General features: G+C 64.5%; 14 protein-coding genes and 1 tRNA gene. 9 read left to right on the top strand and 6 right to left on the bottom strand.

Translation table 11 applies throughout. From position 1 onward, the window contains the following. Positions 1-46 precede the first annotated feature (46 nt). Together EJC47_RS11955 and EJC47_RS11960 are read right to left on the bottom strand one after the other, a co-directional pair. On the bottom strand, positions 47-1,507 hold the full coding sequence (locus EJC47_RS11955; protein ID WP_126847908.1) for a DEAD/DEAH box helicase: 1,461 nt from the start codon (positions 1,505-1,507) through the stop codon (positions 47-49). A gap of 95 nt (positions 1,508-1,602) precedes the next feature. Continuing rightward, positions 1,603-2,190, bottom strand: coding sequence for a hypothetical protein (locus EJC47_RS11960; RefSeq protein ID WP_249340850.1), 588 nt, complete (start codon positions 2,188-2,190; stop codon positions 1,603-1,605). Between EJC47_RS11960 and EJC47_RS11965 the strand changes: the two genes are divergently transcribed. From EJC47_RS11965 to EJC47_RS11975, 3 genes are all read left to right on the top strand, one after another. Continuing rightward, complete coding sequence (locus EJC47_RS11965; protein ID WP_126847975.1) at positions 2,146-3,621, top strand: FAD-binding oxidoreductase; 1,476 nt, start codon at positions 2,146-2,148, stop codon at positions 3,619-3,621. The genes EJC47_RS11960 and EJC47_RS11965 overlap by 45 nt on opposite strands. Positions 3,622-3,682: 61 nt before the next feature. Next, complete coding sequence (locus EJC47_RS11970) at positions 3,683-4,453, top strand: SapC family protein (protein ID WP_126847910.1); 771 nt, start codon at positions 3,683-3,685, stop codon at positions 4,451-4,453. Position 4,454: 1 nt separating this feature from the next. Further along, positions 4,455-5,015, top strand: coding sequence for a cytochrome b (locus EJC47_RS11975; protein ID WP_126847912.1), 561 nt, complete (start codon positions 4,455-4,457; stop codon positions 5,013-5,015). A 169-nt stretch (positions 5,016-5,184) separates the two neighbouring features. On the opposite strand, the gene EJC47_RS11980 is transcribed toward EJC47_RS11975, so the two are convergent. Beyond that, positions 5,185-6,033: an N-formylglutamate amidohydrolase gene (locus tag EJC47_RS11980; RefSeq protein ID WP_126847914.1), complete on the bottom strand. Its 849-nt coding sequence runs from the start codon at positions 6,031-6,033 to the stop codon at positions 5,185-5,187. Positions 6,034-6,144: 111 nt separating this feature from the next. Between EJC47_RS11980 and cpdR the strand changes: the two genes are divergently transcribed. Both cpdR and EJC47_RS11990 read left to right on the top strand, forming a co-directional pair. Further along, positions 6,145-6,522, top strand: coding sequence for a cell cycle two-component system response regulator CpdR (gene cpdR, locus EJC47_RS11985; protein ID WP_033966056.1), 378 nt, complete (start codon positions 6,145-6,147; stop codon positions 6,520-6,522). Between the two features lie 77 nt (positions 6,523-6,599). Next, positions 6,600-6,674 (top strand) — tRNA-Val (locus EJC47_RS11990). 19 nt (positions 6,675-6,693) lie between these two features. Here EJC47_RS11990 and EJC47_RS11995 read toward each other — a convergent pair. Further along, positions 6,694-7,701, bottom strand: a complete 1,008-nt coding sequence (locus EJC47_RS11995) for a LacI family DNA-binding transcriptional regulator (RefSeq protein ID WP_033966054.1) — start codon at positions 7,699-7,701, stop codon at positions 6,694-6,696. 130 nt (positions 7,702-7,831) lie between these two features. Here EJC47_RS11995 and EJC47_RS12000 point away from each other — a divergent pair, with 130 nt between their 5' ends. Continuing rightward, entirely contained in the window at positions 7,832-10,108 is a 2,277-nt protein-coding gene (locus EJC47_RS12000) for a glycoside hydrolase family 3 N-terminal domain-containing protein (protein WP_126847917.1), read from the top strand. On the opposite strand, the gene EJC47_RS12005 is transcribed toward EJC47_RS12000, so the two are convergent. Continuing rightward, entirely contained in the window at positions 10,092-11,462 is a 1,371-nt protein-coding gene (locus EJC47_RS12005) for an MFS transporter (protein WP_126847919.1), read from the bottom strand. The genes EJC47_RS12000 and EJC47_RS12005 overlap by 17 nt on opposite strands. A gap of 117 nt (positions 11,463-11,579) precedes the next feature. Here EJC47_RS12005 and EJC47_RS12010 point away from each other — a divergent pair, with 117 nt between their 5' ends. Both EJC47_RS12010 and EJC47_RS12015 read left to right on the top strand, forming a co-directional pair. Further along, on the top strand, positions 11,580-13,022 hold the full coding sequence (locus EJC47_RS12010; RefSeq protein ID WP_185867653.1) for a glucoamylase family protein: 1,443 nt from the start codon (positions 11,580-11,582) through the stop codon (positions 13,020-13,022). Positions 13,023-13,043: 21 nt separating this feature from the next. After that, entirely contained in the window at positions 13,044-14,558 is a 1,515-nt protein-coding gene (locus EJC47_RS12015) for a tryptophan halogenase family protein (protein ID WP_126847923.1), read from the top strand. A gap of 60 nt (positions 14,559-14,618) precedes the next feature. Here the strand turns inward: EJC47_RS12015 and EJC47_RS12020 are convergent, their stop codons facing one another. Continuing rightward, on the bottom strand, positions 14,619-17,678 hold the full coding sequence (locus EJC47_RS12020; protein WP_126847925.1) for a TonB-dependent receptor: 3,060 nt from the start codon (positions 17,676-17,678) through the stop codon (positions 14,619-14,621). A gap of 253 nt (positions 17,679-17,931) precedes the next feature. Here EJC47_RS12020 and EJC47_RS12025 point away from each other — a divergent pair, with 253 nt between their 5' ends. Then, positions 17,932-20,190, top strand: a complete 2,259-nt coding sequence (locus EJC47_RS12025; RefSeq protein WP_126847928.1) for a glycoside hydrolase family 3 N-terminal domain-containing protein — start codon at positions 17,932-17,934, stop codon at positions 20,188-20,190. Positions 20,191-20,959 lie beyond the last annotated feature (769 nt).

Genomic DNA, 20,959 nt, shown 5'->3' on the forward strand with positions numbered 1-20,959 from the left:
TCCACCGCCGGATAGCGTGTCCACCGCCGCGCGGCGGTGGACACGCTCAGTCGGTCAGCGTCAGTTTGGCCAGCAGGAAGTTCGGCATCGGGCCGTTCCAACCGCCATCGTCGACCGCATCGATTGGCTCCAGCGGTTCTGCGCGCTCGGCGGGCGCGCTACGCGGCGGGCGGCTGGTACGGGCGGGGCGATCTTCGCGCGGTGCGCGTGCCTCTCGCGCCGGGCGTTCGGCGCGCGGCGGACGTGGCGGGCGGGCAGGGCGGTCGACCTCGGATGGCGCTTCCTCCGCTTCAACGACGGGCACCGCGACCTTCGCGGCAGCCTTGGGACGGCGGCGTGTTTTCGGGGCAGCTTCGCGCGGCGCTTCTGGCGTGTCGTCGGCAGCGGGGGCGGTGCCGGTCTCGTAGCGCTCGATCTTCAGACCGGTCAGTTTTTCGATGTTCTGGATGTTTTCGGCGTCGTCGGGCGTCGCGAAGGTGAAGGCGATGCCGGTCGCGCCCGCGCGCCCGGTACGACCGATGCGGTGGACATAATCGTCGGGGTGCCACGGCGCGTCATAGTTGAAAACGTGGCTGACGCCCTTGATGTCGATGCCGCGTGCCGCGACGTCGGACGCGACGAGGATCTTGATCTCGCCCTTCTTGAAACGATCGAGCTCGGCGATGCGCTGCGCCTGCTCCATATCGCCATGGATCTCACCCGAGGCAAAGCCCGCGCGCTGCAGCGCCTTGTTTAGTTCGCGCACCGTGGTCTTGCGGTTGGAGAAGATGATACCGGTCTGCACGTCTTCCGCCCGCAACAGCGAGATCAGTGTATCGCGCTTCTTGGCGGCGGAAACGTTGACCAGCCACTGCTTGATGTTGACGTTGGCGGTCGCGGGCCGCGCGACCTCGATCGTCTTGGGATTGTCGAGAAACTTGTCGGCCAGCTTCTTGATCGGCGGCGGCATCGTTGCCGAGAACAGCAACGTCTGCCGCGTCTTGGGCAATTTGGTGCAGATTTCCTCGATATCGGGGATGAACCCCATGTCGAGCATCCGGTCGGCCTCGTCGATCACCAGCATCGAACAGCCCGTGAGCAAAATTTTCCCGCGCCCGAACAGATCCATCAAGCGACCCGGCGTCGCGATGAGGACATCGACCCCCTTTTCGAGCGCGGCGGTCTGGTCGCCCATCGAGACGCCGCCAATCAGCAACGCCATCGAAAGCTTGTGATATTTGCCGTATTTCTCGAAATTCTCGGCGACCTGCGCGGCCAGTTCGCGCGTCGGTTCGAGGATCAGCGAGCGTGGCATCCGCGCGCGCGATCGGCCCTCACCGAGAATATCGATCATCGGCAGCACGAAGGCGGCGGTCTTGCCCGTGCCCGTCTGCGCGATGGCGACCAAGTCCTTGCCCATCAGCACAGAGGGGATCGCGCTCGCCTGGATCGGAGTCGGCTCGGTATAGCCGGACTCGTTGACGGCGCGCTGGAGTTCGTCGGAAAGGCCGAGATCGGCAAAAGTCATGCGGTATCCGGAAAAAGCGCCCGGGCGAAGCGCCCGCGAACGGTTGAAAAGCGCTTGCCGATCAGGGGCGAAATGTCAAGGTAAACGCGGACGTTCTACTTGTTCCTGGTGATCAAACGCTTGAAAGTGTCAATTCGGCAGGCGCTGCCCGATCGCGCGCGAATCGAGTCTCGTCCGGCGCAGACCATGCCGTCGGGTGTGGCCTTGAGGTAAAGGCCCGAATAGAAATCGAGCGCCGGGCATTTGTTGTCGAACCGCGCGCGCAATCGCGTATCGTCGATGAGGATCAGATCAACGCTGTCGTCGCCCGAGATAAGCGCACCCTCCACCGCTGCCATAGCCACGCATTTCGGCCCTTTTTTCTCCGTCACGCGGGGTGGTGCGGGTTCCGAACGCCGAGACGCAGGCCCGCCGAGGACGCGTGGAATGCGAATTATGATGCGTTGGTGAATGGTCAACTGGGCCAGCGCAACGCCATCGCTATGCGCCATCGCGGCCGAACTGGTCGACGCGAGCGCAAGGAGCAATGAAGCGGGAAGGGCGAAGTTGGGCATAAAGATAAAGGCCAGCGTTACCGTGAATGGTTGAATGCCGGATGAATTGGCGTCTGACCATGCGGATGGTAGGGCAAAAGAATGATGAATGCCCCATTCCCGACCGGCAATGCCACCGCCGCCCAGCAAAAGGTCATCCACGCAGCCCAGGCGGTACTGGGGGCAAAGGCGGTGACGACGGACGCGGAGGACATCGCGCCGTGGCTGACCGACTGGCGCGGGCGTTTTCACGGCCGCACTCCCGCGATTTTGTCGCCGGATAGTACCGCGGGCGTCGCCCATATAATGTGCCTCGCCGCGGAATATCGGGTGCCGTTGGTGCCGCAGGGGGGCAACACGTCGATGGTGGGCGGCGCTACGCCCCCTTCCGACGGGTCGGCGCTGATCCTGTCCTTGCGGCGGATGAATCGCATACGGTCGATTGATCCGGCCGCCGGCTTGGCGGTGGTGGAGGCCGGGGTGATTCTGGCGGATCTCCACGCCGCCGCCGCCGCGCATGGCTTGCGCTTTCCGCTCACGCTTGGCGCGCGCGGCAGTGCCACGATTGGCGGATTGGCGTCGACCAATGCCGGTGGCACGCAGGTACTGCGTTTTGGCACCATGCGCGGGCTGGTTGCCGGGGTCGAGGCGGTGCTGCCGGACGGGCAGATTCTCGACGGGCTGGCTGCCCTCAAGAAGGATAATCGCGGCTACGATCTCGACCATCTGCTGATCGGGGCCGAGGGGACACTCGGCATCATCACGGCGGTGACCGTGCGCCTTTATCCGGCGGTGCTGCAGCGGGCGGTGGCGTGGGCCGGGGTGCCCGATCCCGAGGCGGCGCTGGCTTTGCTGCGGCGGCTCGAGCGCACAAGCGATTCGATCGAAAGTTTCGAGATCATCCCGGGCGATTCGCTGGCGCTGGTCCTCGACCACATTCCCGGCACACGTGCGCCGTTGACCGGGCAGCATGCGTGGCACGTGCTGATCGAGGCGACAACCGCCAATGCCGCAGCCGAATCGCCCGCCATATTGCTGGAGCGGGAACTGGGTGCCGCGATGGCCGATGGCCTGGTTGCCGATGCGACGATCGCAGCATCGGAAGCGCAAGCGGAAGCGTTCTGGCGCATCCGCGATTCCTTGTCTGCGGCTGAACGGGCCAGCGGACCAGCGGTGCAGCACGATATCTCGGTCCCGGTGGCGACGATGCCGCGTTTCATGGTCGAGGCTGCCGCCGCCGCCGAGGCGCGCTTCCCCGGCACACACGCCACGGCGTTCGGGCATCTGGGCGACGGCAACGTGCATTTCCACGTCCGCGCTCCAATGGGGGCCGACGCAACCCGCTGGTATGGGGAGGATGCGCCGCACGTAACGCGATTCGTCCATGATCTGGTGGTTGCAGCGGGTGGTTCGATTTCGGCCGAACACGGTATCGGACAGATGAAGCGGGCGGAATTGGAGCGTTTGTCCTCGCCCGCGCGCCTGGCGTCGCTGCGCGCGATCAAAGCGGGCCTCGATCCGCAGGGATTGATGAATCCCGGCAAATTGCTCGGCCTTGCAGAAACGCCGCGCGCACCATAGAGCCAGCGGCCATCAGGCATAGCAAGCCGCGTGCTTTATCTTAGTCGATGGAGAATTTCTGATGGCCAGCGCGCCGCAATCCCTTCCGCTGTTCTACAACGCGCTCGAGCCTCTTTCGAGCGAAGCGCACGCTGCCTTCCGTTTTCGCGCCCTGGACCGGGCTACTTTCCTGGTCGGCCAGCACGCCATTCCGATTACGGTGGATGAATTCGTTGCGGCACAGCGGTCGCTGCCGATCGTCTTCACCAGCGGCGACGACGCGATCCCGATCGCGCTGATGGGCCTGAACGAGGGCGTCAACGTGTTCATCGGCGACGATGGCAAGCTGACCGAAGATCAGGTCTATGTGCCCGCGTATGTGCGCCGCTATCCTTTCATGCTGGCGCGGCTGCGCCCCGACGCCGAAGAACTGTCGCTGTGCTTCGACCCGACGGGCGAGACGATCGGCACGTTCGACGAGGGCGAGCCGCTGTTCGCCGACGGTAAGCCGACCGAGATCGTGCAGAACATCCTCGCCTTCAACGAGCAGTTCGAGCAGGCGGGTGCGCGCACCGCGAACTTCATGAACGAGCTTCGCGAACTGGACCTGCTGATGGAAGGCGAGGTTACGCTGCAGATCGAAGGCAATGACAAGCCGTTCATCTATCGCGGCTTCCAGATGGTGAACGAGGAAAAGCTCAACGAACTGCGTGGCGACCAACTGCGCAAAATTCAGAAGTCGGGCCTGTTGCCGTTGCTCTACGCGCACCTGTTCTCGCTCTCGACGCTGCCGCAGGTGTTCGACCGTCAGGTCAAATTGGGCAAGGCCCCCGTCCCGCAACTGATCGACTAAGATGACGCGCAGCGCGATCATCGTGCTGGACCATTATACGCGCGGGGCGGTCTGGTTGCACTGGATCGTCGCCGCGTTGGTCTTGGTCAATCTGGTGATCGGGCTGTTGCATGACTCGCTGCTGGAAGGGGTGAGAGGGGCGATCCCCTTTCACATGGCGATCGGGCTGTGCGTGCTGGTGTTGACGGTCGCGCGGGTGGCGTGGCGGCTGGTGTATCGCCCGCCGCCGCCGCCCGCGAAATCGGCGGCGTGGGAACGCGCCGTTGCCGGGCTCACCCACGGCGCGTTTTACCTTTTGCTGTTGGCATTGCCGATCACCGGCTGGATGCTGGTATCGCGCAAGCCGGTCGGCGTCGCGTTTTCGTGGTTGGGCGTGTTCGACGTACCAGCGCTCCCGATTTCCCGGGCAGCCAGCGGGGCGGCCCATAGCGCGCACGGCCTGCTTGGATATGCAATGGTCGGGCTGATCGTACTCCATGTCTGTGCCGCGCTGCGTCACCATTTCGTGTTGCGCGACGGTACGCTCACGCGGATGATTCCGGCGTTGGCGCGACCGAAATAGGCTCCGCTGATTCGGCCGAAATTTGGCCCTTGAAGCGCGAAAACCTCTTACCTATATCTGTTGCACGCGGCTTCGTGTTCCCCCCTTTCGCGGGGCCGCGCGGCACCCTTTCAGGGTGCCTCCTCCCTGAACCTTGGCCACCGCGTGCTGCATTGCACGCGGTGGTTTTTTATTCGGCCGCAATCGATAGCGGGGTTGCGGCCTCATCGGCCAGCGCGTCGATCATATCCCGCAACATCCGCGCCACCGCCGGAAGCGTATCGCCTGGGCGATCCCCTGCAGGATCGAGATAGAGGCTGCGGTCGAATTCGATCTGGATGGCATGCACCCCGTTTGCGGGCCGTGCGTGGGTATCGAGGATATGGCCCCCGGCATATGGGGTGTTTAGCGCGGTTTTAACACTGTGTCGGCGCGCCGCGGCCTCGACTGCCGCGATGAAGCGGGTACCGGCACTACGCCCAAACCGATCCCCGATGACCAGTCTTGGTTGGTCCGGTCCGAGCGACGGCATGGAATGGATGTCGAGCAGCACGGCGGTGCCAAAGCGCGCCCGGGCTGCGGCCAGCGCGCATGCCAGCGCGGCGTGATAGGGGCGGTGGTCGTTGCGGATGCGGGCGTTGACGTCATTGGCGTCAAGCCGACGCCGCCATAATTCCCCGGCCCCCGCGACTCGTCGCGGCACGAGCCCCAGCCCGCCGCGCAGCTTGGCAGAGGCGTGTGGCATTGCGGTCCAGGCCGCGCCTTCGTCGATTGCGGGATCGCGTTCCTGCTCGGAACGGTTGAGGTCGATCCAGGCGCGCGCTCGACGCTGCACGAACAGCGCTTCATCGCGGTGCGCGGCCAGCGCCACGGCATCGATATAGCGGTCTTCCAGCACCGTTGCGGCAGCAAGGGGAACCCGCAGCGCCGCCCGTAGCGCAAGCGGATAGTCGCGTCCGGCATGCGGGACCGACAGCACGATCGGGCTGAGCGGCGGATCATCGCCAAAGCGGTCGAAGGCGCATTCCGGAGCGGTCATCGCCTCCCTTTGTAGCACAAGCCACGCAGCGATCCGGCTGGAAAATATTAAGGGCTTTGCGCATAGGAAAGGATGGTAAAGCGCAGCGAGGCTGCGAGGCGGGATTTTGGAATGATACGCATTTTGCTGGCCGAAGATGATCGCGTGATGCGCGAATATCTGACTCGTGCGCTTGAACGGTCTGGCTATGCAGTGGTGGCGGTCGATCGTGGCACAGCGGCGATTCCCTTGCTGGAGACCGAGCATTTCGACCTGCTGCTGACCGATATCGTGATGCCGGAAATGGACGGCATCGAACTTGCGCAGAAGGCGGGGGACATGTTGCCGGATCTGCGGGTGATGTTCATCACCGGCTTTGCCGCAGTGACGCTGAAGGCGGGCAAGACGATGCCGCAGGCACGCGTGCTGTCCAAGCCGTTTCACCTGCGGGATCTTGTGCTCGAGGTCGATCGCATGTTCGAGCATGAACGCGTGAGCGACAATATTTAAATCGTGCAGGAGACGCTTGCGCGACGGCCAAGCCTTCGTTAAAGGCCGCCCCTCGCCAGGCATCGCCACGGCGAAGTGGGCGTGTAGCTCAGTGGTAGAGCACTGTGTTGACATCGCAGGGGTCGCAAGTTCAATCCTTGCCACGCCCACCATTAAAAGGGCCGTCAACTCTCAGAGTTGGCGGCCCTTTTCTGTTTTCGCCAATGTGCTGGCCCGGGCGATGATCTGGGGCACGATGCGCCGGACGTCGGTGTCCGTTTCACCGGCGAGGATCGCGGCAATGCGCGATACCGCCTCCGCACCGATCTCGGCGATCCCGACGCGCATCGTGCTGAGCGCGGGTGTTACGAAACGCGCGAGGGGAATGTCGTCGAATCCCGCCACGGCGATGTCGTCGGGAACCGCCAGTCCGGCGCGTTGAAATGCCACCATCGCACCAATTGCCATCATGTCGTTCGCGGCGAACAAGGCATCGGCGCGTTCCGCATCCGCGATCAATTGCAGTGCCGCCGCCGTGCCCGTTTCCTCTTCGAAATTGCCGGTCAGGATTCGCGGGCTGAGGCCGTGCCGGGCCATTGCCTCGCGGTAGCCGGCGATGCGTTCCTCGGCGTCGCGGTTGCCACGGGGGCCGGACAAATGAACGATCCGTCGTCGCCCGGAAGCGATCAGATGCTCGACCATCGCGTCGGCCCCGGCGGCGTTGTCGATACGGAACTGCGGATGATCCGCCGCTACGTCCGGGCAACTGATGAGAACGGTTGGCAAGCTTGTCGGCAGATGCGTCAGCAGCCGCTCGGGGTCGATATCGGGGGCCATGAGGATCAGCGCGTCGACGCGTCCCCGCATAAACTGCAACGTTTCGGTTCCCCGCCGGTCGCCATGCATGTTGGACAGCAGCAATTGCAGCCCGCGGGCCGATGCCTCGCCGTCCATGCCACGCAGCGCTTCAGAATAGAATTCTCCGTGCAGGTCGGGGAGCATCACGCCGATCGCGTTGGTTTGCGCGAGGCTGAGGCTTCGCGCGCCGGTGTGCGGCACGTAGCCGAGCGCGGCTGCCACGCTCTGGACCCGCTCGCGCAGGTTTGCGCGGACGTTGCCGTGGCCGTTCAGTGCGCGCGACACGGTCGCGATAGAAACGTTCGCTGCGCGGGCGACGTCGCGGATGGTGGCGTGCGCCATAAGGGGAGCAATCTCCAGCCGTTCGTTGGGCCACGCTTGCACCACGAATGGGGGAATTCGGCAAGGCTCTTGCTGTAACCGGTTACATCACTGTACCAAGACCGAAATCGGGAGGATTGAGGTGGATAACATGCAGGTTTCGCGACGTAGCTTGATGCTTGGCGGCGCGGCTGCGCTGGCGTGGCGGGCGTCTACGGCACAGGCTTTGATCGCGACGCTGGGCGAAGGCGTTCTGCCGACCGCAGTCGAAGCCCTGATCGGCATGATGACGCTGGAAGAGAAGGCCGGACAGCTCACGCTGATGGCCGCGGCCTGGGCCGGGGGAGCCGCCAATCGGCTCAACCCGATCACACCGACCGGTGGGTATGCGTCGCAACTCGCCGACGCCAAGGCGGGCCGCCTAAGCGGCGTGTTCAACGGCAATGGTGCGAAGATGGCGCACGAAATGCAGCGCGCGGCGATGGCCAGCCGGTTGAAAATTCCGCTGATCTTCGCCGCCGACGTGATCCACGGCTTCCGCACCGTCTTCCCGGTACCGCTTGGGGAAGCGTCGAGCTTCGATCCCGCGCTTGCCGAACGCACCGCGCGCGTCGCGGCGGTCGAGGCGTCTGCAGCCGGGATCGACTGGACCTTCGCGCCGATGGTCGACATTGCGCGCGATGCCCGCTGGGGGCGTGGCGTCGAGGGCGCGGGCGAGGATGTGCTGCTCGGGGAGGACATGGCGCGCGCGCGGGTGCGCGGTTTCCAAGGCGATGCGCTGACCGCGAACGACGCCGTGATGGCCTGTGCCAAGCATTTCGCCGCCTATGGCGCGGCCGAGGGCGGGTTGGATTACAATACGGTGGACATTTCGGAGCGCAGTTTGCGGGAGGTCTACTTCCCGCCGTTTCAGGCGGCGCTCGACGCCGGCGCGCTGTCGGTGATGGCGGCGTTCAACGAAGTTGCGGGGGTGCCGGCGACCGCGAATCACTGGCTGATGACCGACGTGTTGCGCGACCAATGGGGCTTTAGCGGGCTGACGGTGTCCGACTATACTGGCGACGAGGAACTGGTCGCGCACGGCTTTGCCGCCGATGCGCGCGACGCGGCGCGGCTGGCGTTCCTCGCCGGGGTCGATATGAGCATGCAAAGCGCGCTTTATCTCAAATATCTGCCCGATCTGGTGACGTCCGGCGCGGTGCCGATGGCGCGGCTCGATCAGGCTGTGCGCCGGGTGTTGCGCGTCAAGGTCGCGCTTGGCCTGTTCGCCGATCCCTTCCGCCGCATCGATCCGCAGCGCGAAGCGGCCCGCATCGGCACTCCTGCGCATCGGTCGGTGGCGCGTGAGTCGGCGCGGCGGTCGATAGTCATGCTCAAGAACGATGGTGCACTGCTGCCGCTGCCACAAAACCGGAAAATCGCGCTGATCGGGCCGTTCGCGGCGGGGCAGCACGACTTGATCGGACCGTGGAACGTCTATGGCTCGGATGCTGAGGCAATCGATCTCGCGACGGGGGTGCGCGCGCTCGCCGGGCGTCAGGCGCAGATCACCGTCACGCAGGGGTGTGGCATCGAAACGCCGCTCGACGGCGGAATCGCAGCGGCGGTGGCGGCCGCGCATGCGGCCGACATCGTCGTGCTCGCGATCGGCGAGGGGCAAGACATGTCCGGCGAAGCACAGGCGCGCACCGAGATCGTGGTGCCCGCCGCACAGCAGGCCCTGGCCGAAGCCGTCGCGGCCACCGGCAAGCCGATTGTCGTTCTGCTCAAGAACGGCCGTGCGCTGGCGCTGGATGGCGCGGTGCTCGCAGCGCCTGCGATCCTGGTGACGTGGTTCCTCGGCTCGGAAGGGGGGGCGGCGATCGCCGAGATTCTGTTCGGCCATGCCAGCCCTTCGGGACGACTTCCGGTGAGCTTCCCGCGCGCGCCCGGTCAGGTGCCCTATTATTATGCGCACAAGTCGACCGGGCGGCCCAATCCTGACGGGCCGCTGGCGCCGTTCAAGGCGCATTATCGCGGCATTCCCAATTCGGCCCTGTTTCCGTTCGGGCACGGCCTGACGTACGCGAACGTGGACTATGCCGCACTGGAGATTGACCACGGCGACACGCTGGCCTGGGATGGTACCCTGATGCTTTCGGCGACCGTCACCAACACCGGCAAGGTGGCGGTGGACGAAGTGGTTCAACTCTACGTCCACGACATAGCGGCGAGCATCACGCGCCCGGTGCGGCAGCTCAAGGGCTATCGGCGCGTGTCGCTGGCACCGGGCAAGTCGGAGAAGGTCAGCTTCACGCTGCGGCGGTCCGATCTGGCCTTCATCGGCGAGTCCCTGAAGCCGACGGTCGAGCCAGGCGCGTTCCGGGTCTGGATCGCGCCATCGGCCGAAGCGGAGGGCGTTTCGGGTACCTTCACGCTGGCGGCGTAGCGTCTGTTCGCTGCGCCAGCGTCGCGACAATCCGTCGATGGGTGTCGCGCCGCAGCGGGTTCGACGCCATTGCGCGCGCCGACAGTATACAGCCGATGATCGGGGCTGCGACCATGATCCAACGGATGCCGGTAAGGACGTGCGGTGTTTGCGGCACTTGGGGGGCATAGCCAATGGCGGCATAGGCAAAACCGGTGATCGCGGTCGCGGCACCGATCGAGACCTTCTGCAGGAACGCCGCGACGCCGAACGACAGTGCTTCGACGCGGACACCGCCATGATATTCGCCATATTCCACCGTGTCCGGCAGCATCGCCCAGAAGACGAAGCTGAACGCGGCGAGCGCCGCCTGCATCGTCACCAGGAACAGGTCCGCACGCCACGCGGCACCATCATCGCTCAACGCAAAGGCGATACTGGCTACGGTCGCCAGGGCGACGGCACCGAGCCACAGTGCGCGGCTGCCGATCCGATGTCGCACGACCATCCACAAGGGCACGGTCAGGCCCCCGGCCACACCCATCAGCGCCAGCGCGGTTGTCCCCGCAGACTCGTCGTGGACGATATAGGTGAAGTAATAGAGCACCGAGCGGGTCATCATCGTCGTTGCCACCGCGACGCACATCATCGCGGCGCACAGCGTGACGAACGCGTAATTGGCCGCAAGCGTCCGCAGGCCGTCGCGCAGCGAGGCATGCGGCCTGTCGCGCCGCGGCGAGCCTGCGCGGGCGGGGGTGCCGCGAGCGACATGGAGCAGCACTGGCGTCGCGACCAGCGAGAAGACGGCGGCGGCACTCAGCAGCCCCTTCGTGCTGGTCAGGCTGCCTGACACGGCGAGCGAAATGCGCTCGGTCGCGAGCGACACGACGACGACGGCGACGGTGCCGAAGACCATCCGCAGCCCCGCGATCGCTGCGCGGTCGCGGCTGTCGCTACTGATCCGCACGCTCCACGCGGCGTAAGGGATGTTCACCAGCGCGTAGAGCGAGCGAAACACGAACTGGGCGACGAGCAATGCCCCGAGAAATAGCGCTCCGTGAAATGGCGGTGCCAGGTACAGCAGCGGGAACGCCAGGCCGAGCGGAACAGCCCCCAGGCCGACCGTCCGGGCATAGCTACCGCGCCCACGCTCGACCCACATGCCGGTCAGCAGATCGGCCATTCCGTCCCACACCGAACCCAGCATCGCAATCAGGCCCGCAACCTGCGGGGCCAGATGGAGCACGTCGGTATAATAGAAGAACAGGAGGAGGCTCGAACTCTGCCAATACAGATTGCAGGCGAAATCGCCCGAGGCAAAACGCAGTCGTGCGGGCCAGGAAAGCTGTGGCGCGGGAGGAACCGAATCTGCCATTCACGAGGCGATAGCACATCGCCCGGATCGATCCGCATTTCGCTTGACCACCATCTGTAACCGGTTACATCGGGGCCGCGGCTGATGCATCACCCCTGCACAGCATGGAGAGGCCAATTGATCGATCGTCGTTGCTTCAGCGCCACCGCGCTCCTTGCGGTCGGCGGACTTGCGGCAGATCGGGCGGCGGCGCTGGCAGGCCGACGGCCCAAGCGCACGACGGGGGCAACTCCGCTGCCCGCCTTGTTGGACGATCTCGAACACCGCACGTTCCGCTGGTTCTGGGACACTGGCAATCCCGCAAACGGCCTGGTCCCCGACAGCTGGCCCAATCCCGCTTTCTGCAGCATCGCAGCGGTCGGCTTTGCGCTGACAGCCTATCCGATCGGTGTGGCGCGCGGCTGGATCAGCCGGTCCGCCGCACGTGCGCGGACGCTGGCGACGCTGCGCTTCTTTGATCGCGCGCCGCAGGGTCCGGCGGCCGACGGCGTTACCGGTCATCAGGGATTCTTCTACCACTTCCTGCACATGGACAGCGGCCTGCGGTATGGCGATGTCGAGCTGTCGTCGGTGGACAGCACGATGCTGTTCCTCGGCATGCTGTTTGCCGCCGAATATTTCGACCAGGACCATCCCGACGAGCGCGAGATCGGTCGTCTCGCCCGGACGATCTACGCCCGCGCCGACTGGGAGTGGTTCCGTCGTGGCGCGGCGGCGATTTCGATGGGCTGGCATCCCGGCCAGGGTTTCATCGCGCGCAGCTGGGATGGTTATAACGAAGGCATGATGGTCAACCTGCTCGCGCTCGGGTCGCCCACACACCCGGTCGCGGCGAATATCTGGGACGCCTGGTGCGCGCCTTACCCGCAGTGCTGGCGCGGTAGCGGCGACACGCGTCGGCTCGCGTTCGCCCCGATGTTCGGGCATCAGTATAGCCAAATGTGGATCGACTTCCGTGGGATCCGCGACGCCGCGATGCGTGCGGCGGGGCTTGATTATTTCGAGAACAGCCGACGCGAAACCTGGGCGCAGCGCAGCTACGCGATCCGCAATCCGATGGGATGGGACGGTTATTCGCGGGACGTCTGGGGACTGACCGCTTGTGTCGGCCCGGCCGATGTCGAGCATAATTTCAAGGGCACCCAGCGCAGCTTCCGCTCCTATTCGGCGCGCGGGCCGATCGACGAGCCCGATGGCTATGACGACGGCACGATCGCGCCGACCGCCGCAATCGGCTCGCTTGCCTTCGCGCCGGAAATCGTGGTTCCCGCAACGCTGGCGATGCATGCGCGCTATGGCCCCTGGCTGTATGGCGACTACGGCTTTTACGACGCCTTCAACCCGAGTTTTCGCTGGAGCGACAAGCCGGTGCAGCTTGGCGTCGTCGACCCGGCGCGCGGTTGGGTTTCGCGCAATTATCTCGGTATCGATCAAGGACCGATCCTTGGCGCGATCGCGAATGCGAAGGAGGATTTCATCTGGCGCACGATGCGACGCTCGGGCCCGATCCGCCTGGGGTTGCAGCGCGCCGGCTTCACTGGCGGATGGCTCGCCGCATAAACCGGCAGGGGAGAGGGCAGCATGGACGCTAACGCGCCGCTACGGACGATCACTATCGTTGGCGGCGGGACTGCGGGGTGGATGACTGCGGCGCTGCTGTCCCACGTGTTCCGCAGCTACACCATCCGGCTGATCGAATCCGACGAAATCGGGATCATCGGCGTGGGCGAGGCGACAATCCCCTCGATCCGTACCTACAATGATCTGGCGGGGATCGACCAGATCGAGATGATGCGCGCAAGCCAGGCGACCTTCAAGCTCGGGATCGACTTCGTCGACTGGCATCGCGGCGCGGATCGCTATTTTCACGGCTTCGGTCGCATCGGCCACGATTTTATGTGGCTGCACCCGCATCAGCTATGGCTGGGCGAGCGCTGCGAGACGAGGGCACCGTTCGACGCCTATGCGCTCAATTGCGTCGCGGCGATGCAAAACAAGTTCAGGTATCCCGATCCGCGCAGCCCGGGTTCGCCGCTCGGCGGACTGGACTATGCCTATCATTTCGATGCGTCGCTGTTCGCGCGCTATTTGCGTGGTCGTTCGGAGGCCAATGGCGTCATCCGGATCGAGGGAAAGATCGTGGATGTGACCCGCGATCGCGAAAGCGGCCATGTTGCGCAGCTCGTGCTCGACGATGGCCGTGCGGTCGATGGCGACCTGTTCGTCGATTGTTCGGGTATGCGCGCGCTGCTGATCGGCGATGCGCTGGGCGTTGGCTATGAGGATTGGAACCACTGGCTGCTCAACGATCGTGCGCTGGCGGTCCCATGCGAGCGGGTGGCACCGTTGACGCCTTATACGCGTGTGACGGCACGCGGGGCCGGCTGGCAGTGGCGGATTCCGCTTCAGCACCGCAACGGCAACGGGCATGTCTATTCGAGCGCGCACATCAGCGACGACCAAGCGGCCGCGCTGCTTCTGGCCAATCTTGACGGCAAGCCGCTCGCGGATCCACGCGCCATCCGGTTTCGTCCGGGCAAGCGGCATCGGGCGTGGGAGAAGAACGTCGTCGCCATCGGCCTGTCGGCGGGGTTTCTCGAGCCGCTCGAATCGACCAGCATCCACTTGATCCACACCGGCATCACCAAGCTGCTGGGCCTGTTTCCGCATCGCGGTTTCGCCGCAGCGGACATCGCGGAATATAATCGCCAACACGATTTCGAATTTACCGACGTGCGCGACTTCATCGTGGCACATTACAAGGTGACCGATCGCGAGGACACGCCCTATTGGCGTTATCTGAAGCACATGGCGATCCCCGACAGCCTTGCCGAACGGCTGGCATTATTCGCCTCGTCGGGCCGTTTCTACAAACGCGCCGCAGCCGAGCTGTTTCGGGTCGAAAGCTGGGTCCAGGTTCTGCTGGGGCAGGGGTTTGCGATGGGATGCGACCCCAATGCGGCGATGGTGTCGGCCGAAGTGCGAAGCGACTTTCTCGCCGATGTCGCGGACGTCACCGCTGACGTCGCCGCCGCCATGCCCGATCACGCCGCCTTCATCGCCCGCCATTGCAAGGCACCGCCGATCGCGGCCTGATCCGGTCGCATCGTCACCCCGAGGATATCCTCGGGGTGACAAAGCGTTCCGGATTTCAGGTTAGAATTTATACCGCGCGCCGACCTTGAAGTTGCGCCCCTGGCTCGCGACTGAGCCCGTATCATAGGCCCCGGTCGGTCCTGCCCCGCCGACGTTCTGGAACCCGCCGCCCCACATCGAATAGTTGCGGTTGACGAAGTCGAAGGCGTTGAGCGCCTGGAAATAGACCGTCAGCTCGTGGCCATGCGCGTACGGCATCTTGAACGTCTTGGCGATGTTGAAGTCGACGTTCTTATATCCGATTCCGCCGGGCCGGTAGATGCCGAAGTTGGTCGTGTAGCAGCCGCCGCCGCCAGGGGCGGTGGTGGGGATATTGCACAGCACGCCGCCGTAAGAGGGCCCCGACGACAGCGTGACGAAGGTGGTGGCGCGGATGTCGAGCGGCAGCTTGACCGTGCCGGTAGCGACAAAGCGCCAGCGTTCCAGACCGCTCGAATCACCATAGCCCTGCGCCCCGATAGTCGGTGCGTCGAAGTTGAACGGATCGCCGATCGAGGCACCGTTGCGGGTATCGTTCGAGCGCGAGCTCGAGATGGTCAGCGTCGTGCTGAAGCCCCAGCCGGAGCGCTCGGTATAGGGCTTGTCGGCTTGCAGATAGACTGCGGCATAATGGGCCTTGCCGTCGCTGTTGCCGATGAAGATGCTACCATAACCGGGCAGCGGCGCGGTGTTGATCGCAGCCGTGCCGTAGAAAATCCCGGCCGCATAGGGCACGCCGTTATAGACATAGACCGGATTGCCACCCGGGCTGTAGCTGCCGTCCGGATTGCGGTTGCCGATCAGCTCCTGATAGATGTTGTGCGACTTGATATAGGCGAAGGTGACCGACGTGTTGATCACCCCAAGGCGTTTCTTGACCGCGAAGTTGACCTGATCCGAATAAGGCATCTTGGTCCGGTTGTTGAGCAGGTGCACCTCGCCGCCTTGCGCCGCGGCGAGCGCGCGCAGTTGGTCGACATTGGTCGGAATCGTCGTCACGCAGCGTGGCGTGCCCAACGTGCAATTGGGGGGCGTGTTGATGGTGACGACCGATTCGTACTGGTCCTTGATCGTCTCGATCGCAGAGTCGATGAACAGCGAGCGGTCATAATAGCGCCCGCCACCCAGGACGAAGACGAGATCGCGGTCGCCCTTCACGTCATAGGAAATGCCAAGGCGCGGCTGGAACGCGCCGAGGAAGGGCTTCCGGTTGTGGCCCGTCGAAATATAGTCGTCGGGGTTGATGCCAGCCGCCTTCCAGCCGGGATAGGCCCGCAACGCGGCCGCAATGCCCGCAGGTGTCACGAAGTCGTTGTTTACCGCATTGGATTCATAGTCCCAACGCAAGCCGGCGCTGATCAACCAATGGTCGTTGGGCCGCCAATCGTCCTGTACGAATCCGCCGATTTCGGTGTTGTTCGCCGTAACCGGGCTGACGACGGCGGTGTTGATGGTCGCGGCATAGGGGGCCTTCGTACTCGCCGAGCCCAGGCCGAAGAACGAATTGGCGTCGTAGAAGAAGGTGCCCGAGCCGTTATTGTCCTCAAGCCGCTGCAGCTTGGTGAAGTTGAGCTTGATACCGGCCTTCACGGTGTGCGGGCCGCCGAAGAAGGTGACGTTGTCCTTGAACAGCGTCTGATACTGGTGATCGTCCTGGGCGAAGTTGGTCCCGCCCAGAATGAGCACGCGGGAATCGCCGACGTTGGGCGTGGTCGCACCGCCATTGAAGGTCACGACGGAGGACGGGCCCGTGACATTGGGGATGGCACCGTTCGCGGCAGCATCGCGCGCAAAGATGAATTCGTTCAGCCAGCCCTCGCCCCGGTGATTCCAGGTGAGCTGATAGCGGCGTTCATTGTTGCGATTGTTGGTCGATGCCTCGACCGTCGTCGCGCCACCGTTGATCTGGAGATTCGACTCGTCACGAATGAACGCGCTGACGTTGATCGTGTCTTGCGGCGTTGCGTAGAAGGTCAGCTTGCCGAAATACAGCTTCTCGTCGAACGTCGCCGGGAAGCTTCCATTATATTGCGACCTTGCGCTTTGGGCGTACGTCTGCGCCGCCGGGGCCAGCGCCGCCAGATTGCCGCTATAGACATTGATGTCGTTGGCACCGAATGTCTTCTTCGTGCCTTCGAAATCGACGAAGAAGGTCAGCTTGTCCTTGATGATCGGACCACCAAGGTCGGCCCCGTAATATTTCGTGTCGAAATTGGGCTTCGGTTTGTACGGCGCGGTGGCGTTGTTGAGATGGCCGGGGCGGTCATCGTAATTTTGGCTGATGAAGGCCTTGGGCTGCCACTCGCCGAAGATCTCGCCGTGGAAGCTGTTGCCGCCGGTCTTGGTGACCGACGAGATCACGGCGGAGCCCGCCTGCTCGAACTCGGCCTTGAAGTTCTGCGTCTGGACGTCGAACTGGTCGACTGCGGAGGCGGGGAAGGGGTTGCCCGAGGATAGGTTCTGCCCGACCGTGCCACCGTGGTTCACCAGATTCTTGATGCTGATGCCGTCGATGAAGGTGTTGGTGTTATCCGAATTGATGCCGCCCGCCTGGACCTGGCGCGCCTTGCCGCCCAGCGTCGGCGGGGAGACGGTGACGCCCGGGGCGAGCGCTGCGAAATTCAGAAAGTTGCGATCGCCGTTCGGCAGATTTTCGAGCTGGAACCGCGAGATGTTGGTGCTGACGGTCGCTGTCCGGACGTCGCGCGCGCGCGATCCGACCACGACGATGTCCTTGCCGGGAGCCGCTGCGTCGTCCGCAGGTGCCAGCAGATCGGCGGTGACGGCCTGACCCAACGGCACCACTACCTCGGCCGATCGGCTGCCGGAGGAAACGCGGTAGGTGCTTGGCGGCAAGCCGACGAGGACGTAATTGCCGTTGGCGTCGACCTTGGTCGTGTCCTGATGGCCGGTGTTTACGTCGGTCAGCGTCACCGTCGTGCCGGCGGCGGCACCATCGATATGTCCCTGGACCGTCGAGGTGGTCTGCGCGGCGGCGGGCGCGGCCAAAATGAGCGTCCCGGTGCCCAGAACGGTGGTTGCCAGCGCCGCACGCAGGCTCGCCTTCATCAGCTTGTTCATTTCATCTCCCCTAATCGGCGCGGTGCCGCCCTGTTATTTTTGTCTGTCCGTCTTCAAATCGAATCGCCGCGCTGCTCGCCTGAGCACCGCGGTACGGTGGTGAATTATGCGGCCGATAAACCTGGCCGATGCGCCAAGAAACCGGTTCCAACACTTGCGTTGTAACCGGTTTCTTGTGCATCCGCCAAGTGAAATTTATCGTGCTGCGACAGCCCAAACCGATTCGGGCGCGCAGATCGGCGAGGGAAAGCGTGTGACTGGAACTGTTTCTCGGCGGGCGCTGCTGAAAGGGGGATCCGCCGCGGCGATCGCCGCCGCCCTGGCACCGGCGCACGCGCGCATCCGGTACTTCGATAGCAGGATCGAGCGATTGATCGCGGCGATGAGCCTCGAGGAGAAGGCCGGGCAACTCAGCATCTTCAGCGACCCCGCGCGGACCGACGGGCCACCGCTAAATCCTGGACTGGTCACGCAGAGCATGGCCGCGCTGCAGCGGGACATCGCCGCCGGGCGGATGACCGGGCTATACAACGGCATCGGCGTCGCCGACGGACGCGCGCTGCAGCGCGTCGCCATCGAGCAGTCGCCGCATGGGATTCCACTGATCTTCGCCGGAGACGTGATTCACGGCATGAAGACGACCTTCCCCGTGCCGTTGGGCGAAGCGGCGAGCTTCGATCCTGAGCTTGCGCGGCGCACGGCGCGTGCGGCGGCGGTAGAGGCGAGCGCCAAGGGTATTCAGTGGGTCTTCGCGCCGATGGTCGACGTCGCGCGCGATCAGCGCTGGGGCCGCGTCGTCGAAGGCGCGGGCGAGGACACCTGGCTCGGTCGACAGTTCGCCGCCGCGCGCGTCCGTGGTTTTCAGGGAGAAGATCTGACAGCGGATGATTCGGTGCTGGCCTGTCCGAAGCATTTCGCGGGCTATGGCGCTGTGCTGGGCGGTATGGAGTATAACACCGCCGACATCCCCGATACGACATTGCGCGAGACGCATCTGCCGCCGTTCAAGGCCGCGTTTGACGCCGGCGCGCTGTCGACCATGGCGAGCTTCAACGATATCGCGGGCGTGCCGTCGACCGGAAACCGCTACTTGCTCACCGACATTCTGCGGGGCGAATGGGGATTCAAGGGCCTGGTCGTGTCGGATTATACCGCCGACGAAGAGATGATCCTCCACGGCTTTGCCGCCGACGGGTCCGATGCGGTGGTCAAAGCGCTGAACGCGGGGTGCGACATCTCGATGCAGAGCGGCTTGTACAACAAGCACCTGCCCGCGCTGGTGCGGGCGGGCCGGATCTCGATGGCGACGGTCGATACCGCAGTGCGGCGCGTGCTCTCCGTCAAGCAGGCGCTGGGGCTGTTCGACAACCCGTATCGCTCGCTCGATCTGGCGCGCGAGCGGCGCGACGTGCGCTTGCCACAGGCGGTTGCGCTGGCGCGTGAGGCCGCGCGCAAGTCGATCGTGCTGCTCAAGAACGACGGCGACCTGCTGCCGCTCGCGCGATCTGCGCGGATCGCGCTGATCGGGCCGTGCGTGTCGGACCGCGGCGACATGCCCGGGCCATGGGCGAGCTTTCCCGATTTCGAGAGTTGCGTCACGCCCGAGCAGGGTTTCCGCGCCGCGATGGGGCACGATGCACCGCTGAAGGTCGAACGCGGCTCCGACTATGAGGTGCCGCTTGCCGGCGGGATCGAACGGGCGGTGGCGGCGGCAAAGGCATCGGACGTCGTCGTACTGGTGATCGGCGAAAGCGCACGCATGTCGGGCGAGGCGCAGGCGCGGGTCGAAATCACGGTTCCGGAGGCGCAGCTGCGGCTTGCCGAGGCGATCGCCGTGACCGGCAAGCCGGTCGTCGTGCTGCTGCGCCACGGACGTGGGCTCGCACTGACGGGCGCAGTGCGCGCGGCACCGGCGATCCTCGCGACATGGTTCCTTGGATCGGAAACGGGCAATGCGATGGCGGATGTCGTGTTTGGCGATCACGCACCGCAGGGCCGTCTGCCGGTCAGTTTCCCGCAAGCGTCGGGGCAGGAGCCGTTCTTCTATGACCATCGCGCGACCGGCCGTCCGCAACTGGGCGCGGCATCGGAATGGAAAGCGCGCTACCGGGAGGTGACGAACGAAGCGCTCTATCCGTTCGGGCACGGGCTCGGCTATTCGACCGTGCGCTATTCGCCAACCGAGGTGAGCGTTACGACACTGACGGGCGACGCAGCGACCACAGTGTCGGCGACCGTCACGAACACCGGCCACCGGCGGATGCGTGAAGTCGCGCAATTATATATTCACCAGAAAGTCGCGAGCCTCACGCAACCGGTGCGAGCTTTGAAAGGCATCGCGCATATCGATCTCGATCCGGGGCAGAGCGTGCGCGTTGCATTCCCCCTGTCGCGCGCCGATCTGGCGTTCGTCCATCCCGATCGGCGCAGCTTCGCCGAAGCCGGCGCATTTGATGTCTGGGTAGCGCCGTCGTCGGTTGGCGGCGTGCCCGCGACGGTCATGCTCGGATAAGCCCGGTGCTCGCCCCGGAATGCGAAGCTGCGCGTTCGACTTCGAAGAGGGTGCCAATAGCCAATCCCGTGGCAGGTTGATGCGCCTGAAAAGGCGCTCTTCGGCGAGGCGGCGGCCTCCGCGCAGAGGCCTCGTTTTACGCACTTTCTACGCAAATTCCTTTCAATCGATATCGAGCTTTTATGCCGCCCAAAGCTATCTCGACGTTCGCATGATCGTCCAACCCATGATCGCGGATCAGCGTTCTGGGCGCGGCGCGCTACAGGTGCGTGTCGCGCGCCAGCGGCCTTCCGCGATATTGGATCTTGCGAGCGTTTACCGTGAGGAAGCATAGCATGACATCGCCAAACGACCCGGAGCCCGATCAAAGAGGCCCGGTCATAAGAGTGGGACAGGATAGCGCTGGCCATTGGCTGGTGCAGGATGATGGCGGCAAGCTTGAGGGCCGCTTCGTTTCCCGCGCGGCCGCTATGGGATTCGCGCGCAGCGAGGTGCATGCCTTCCCCGGTGCAAGGATCTTGGTTGCGACCGCCCCTCTAGTCCCCACGATCTCTTTCGCACCGGTGCAGCCCTGGGAAACCGCGCAACATTTCCACAGGGCCGCCTGATGGCAGTTCGGCGCGATACACCGGGCCGAGCCGACAAGGTGCGCACGAAAATCCGAAGCGGCGACCATCCACCGAGCTCTTTTCGCGGCAGGGTAGGCACATTGCCGTGCGGTGCCGGTGCCGTGCAGACCGGACAAAGGCTCGCCCCGCATAGGACGAGC

This window comes from Sphingomonas sp. TF3, assembly GCF_003985085.1.
Classification (GTDB): Bacteria; Pseudomonadota; Alphaproteobacteria; order Sphingomonadales; family Sphingomonadaceae; genus Sphingomonas.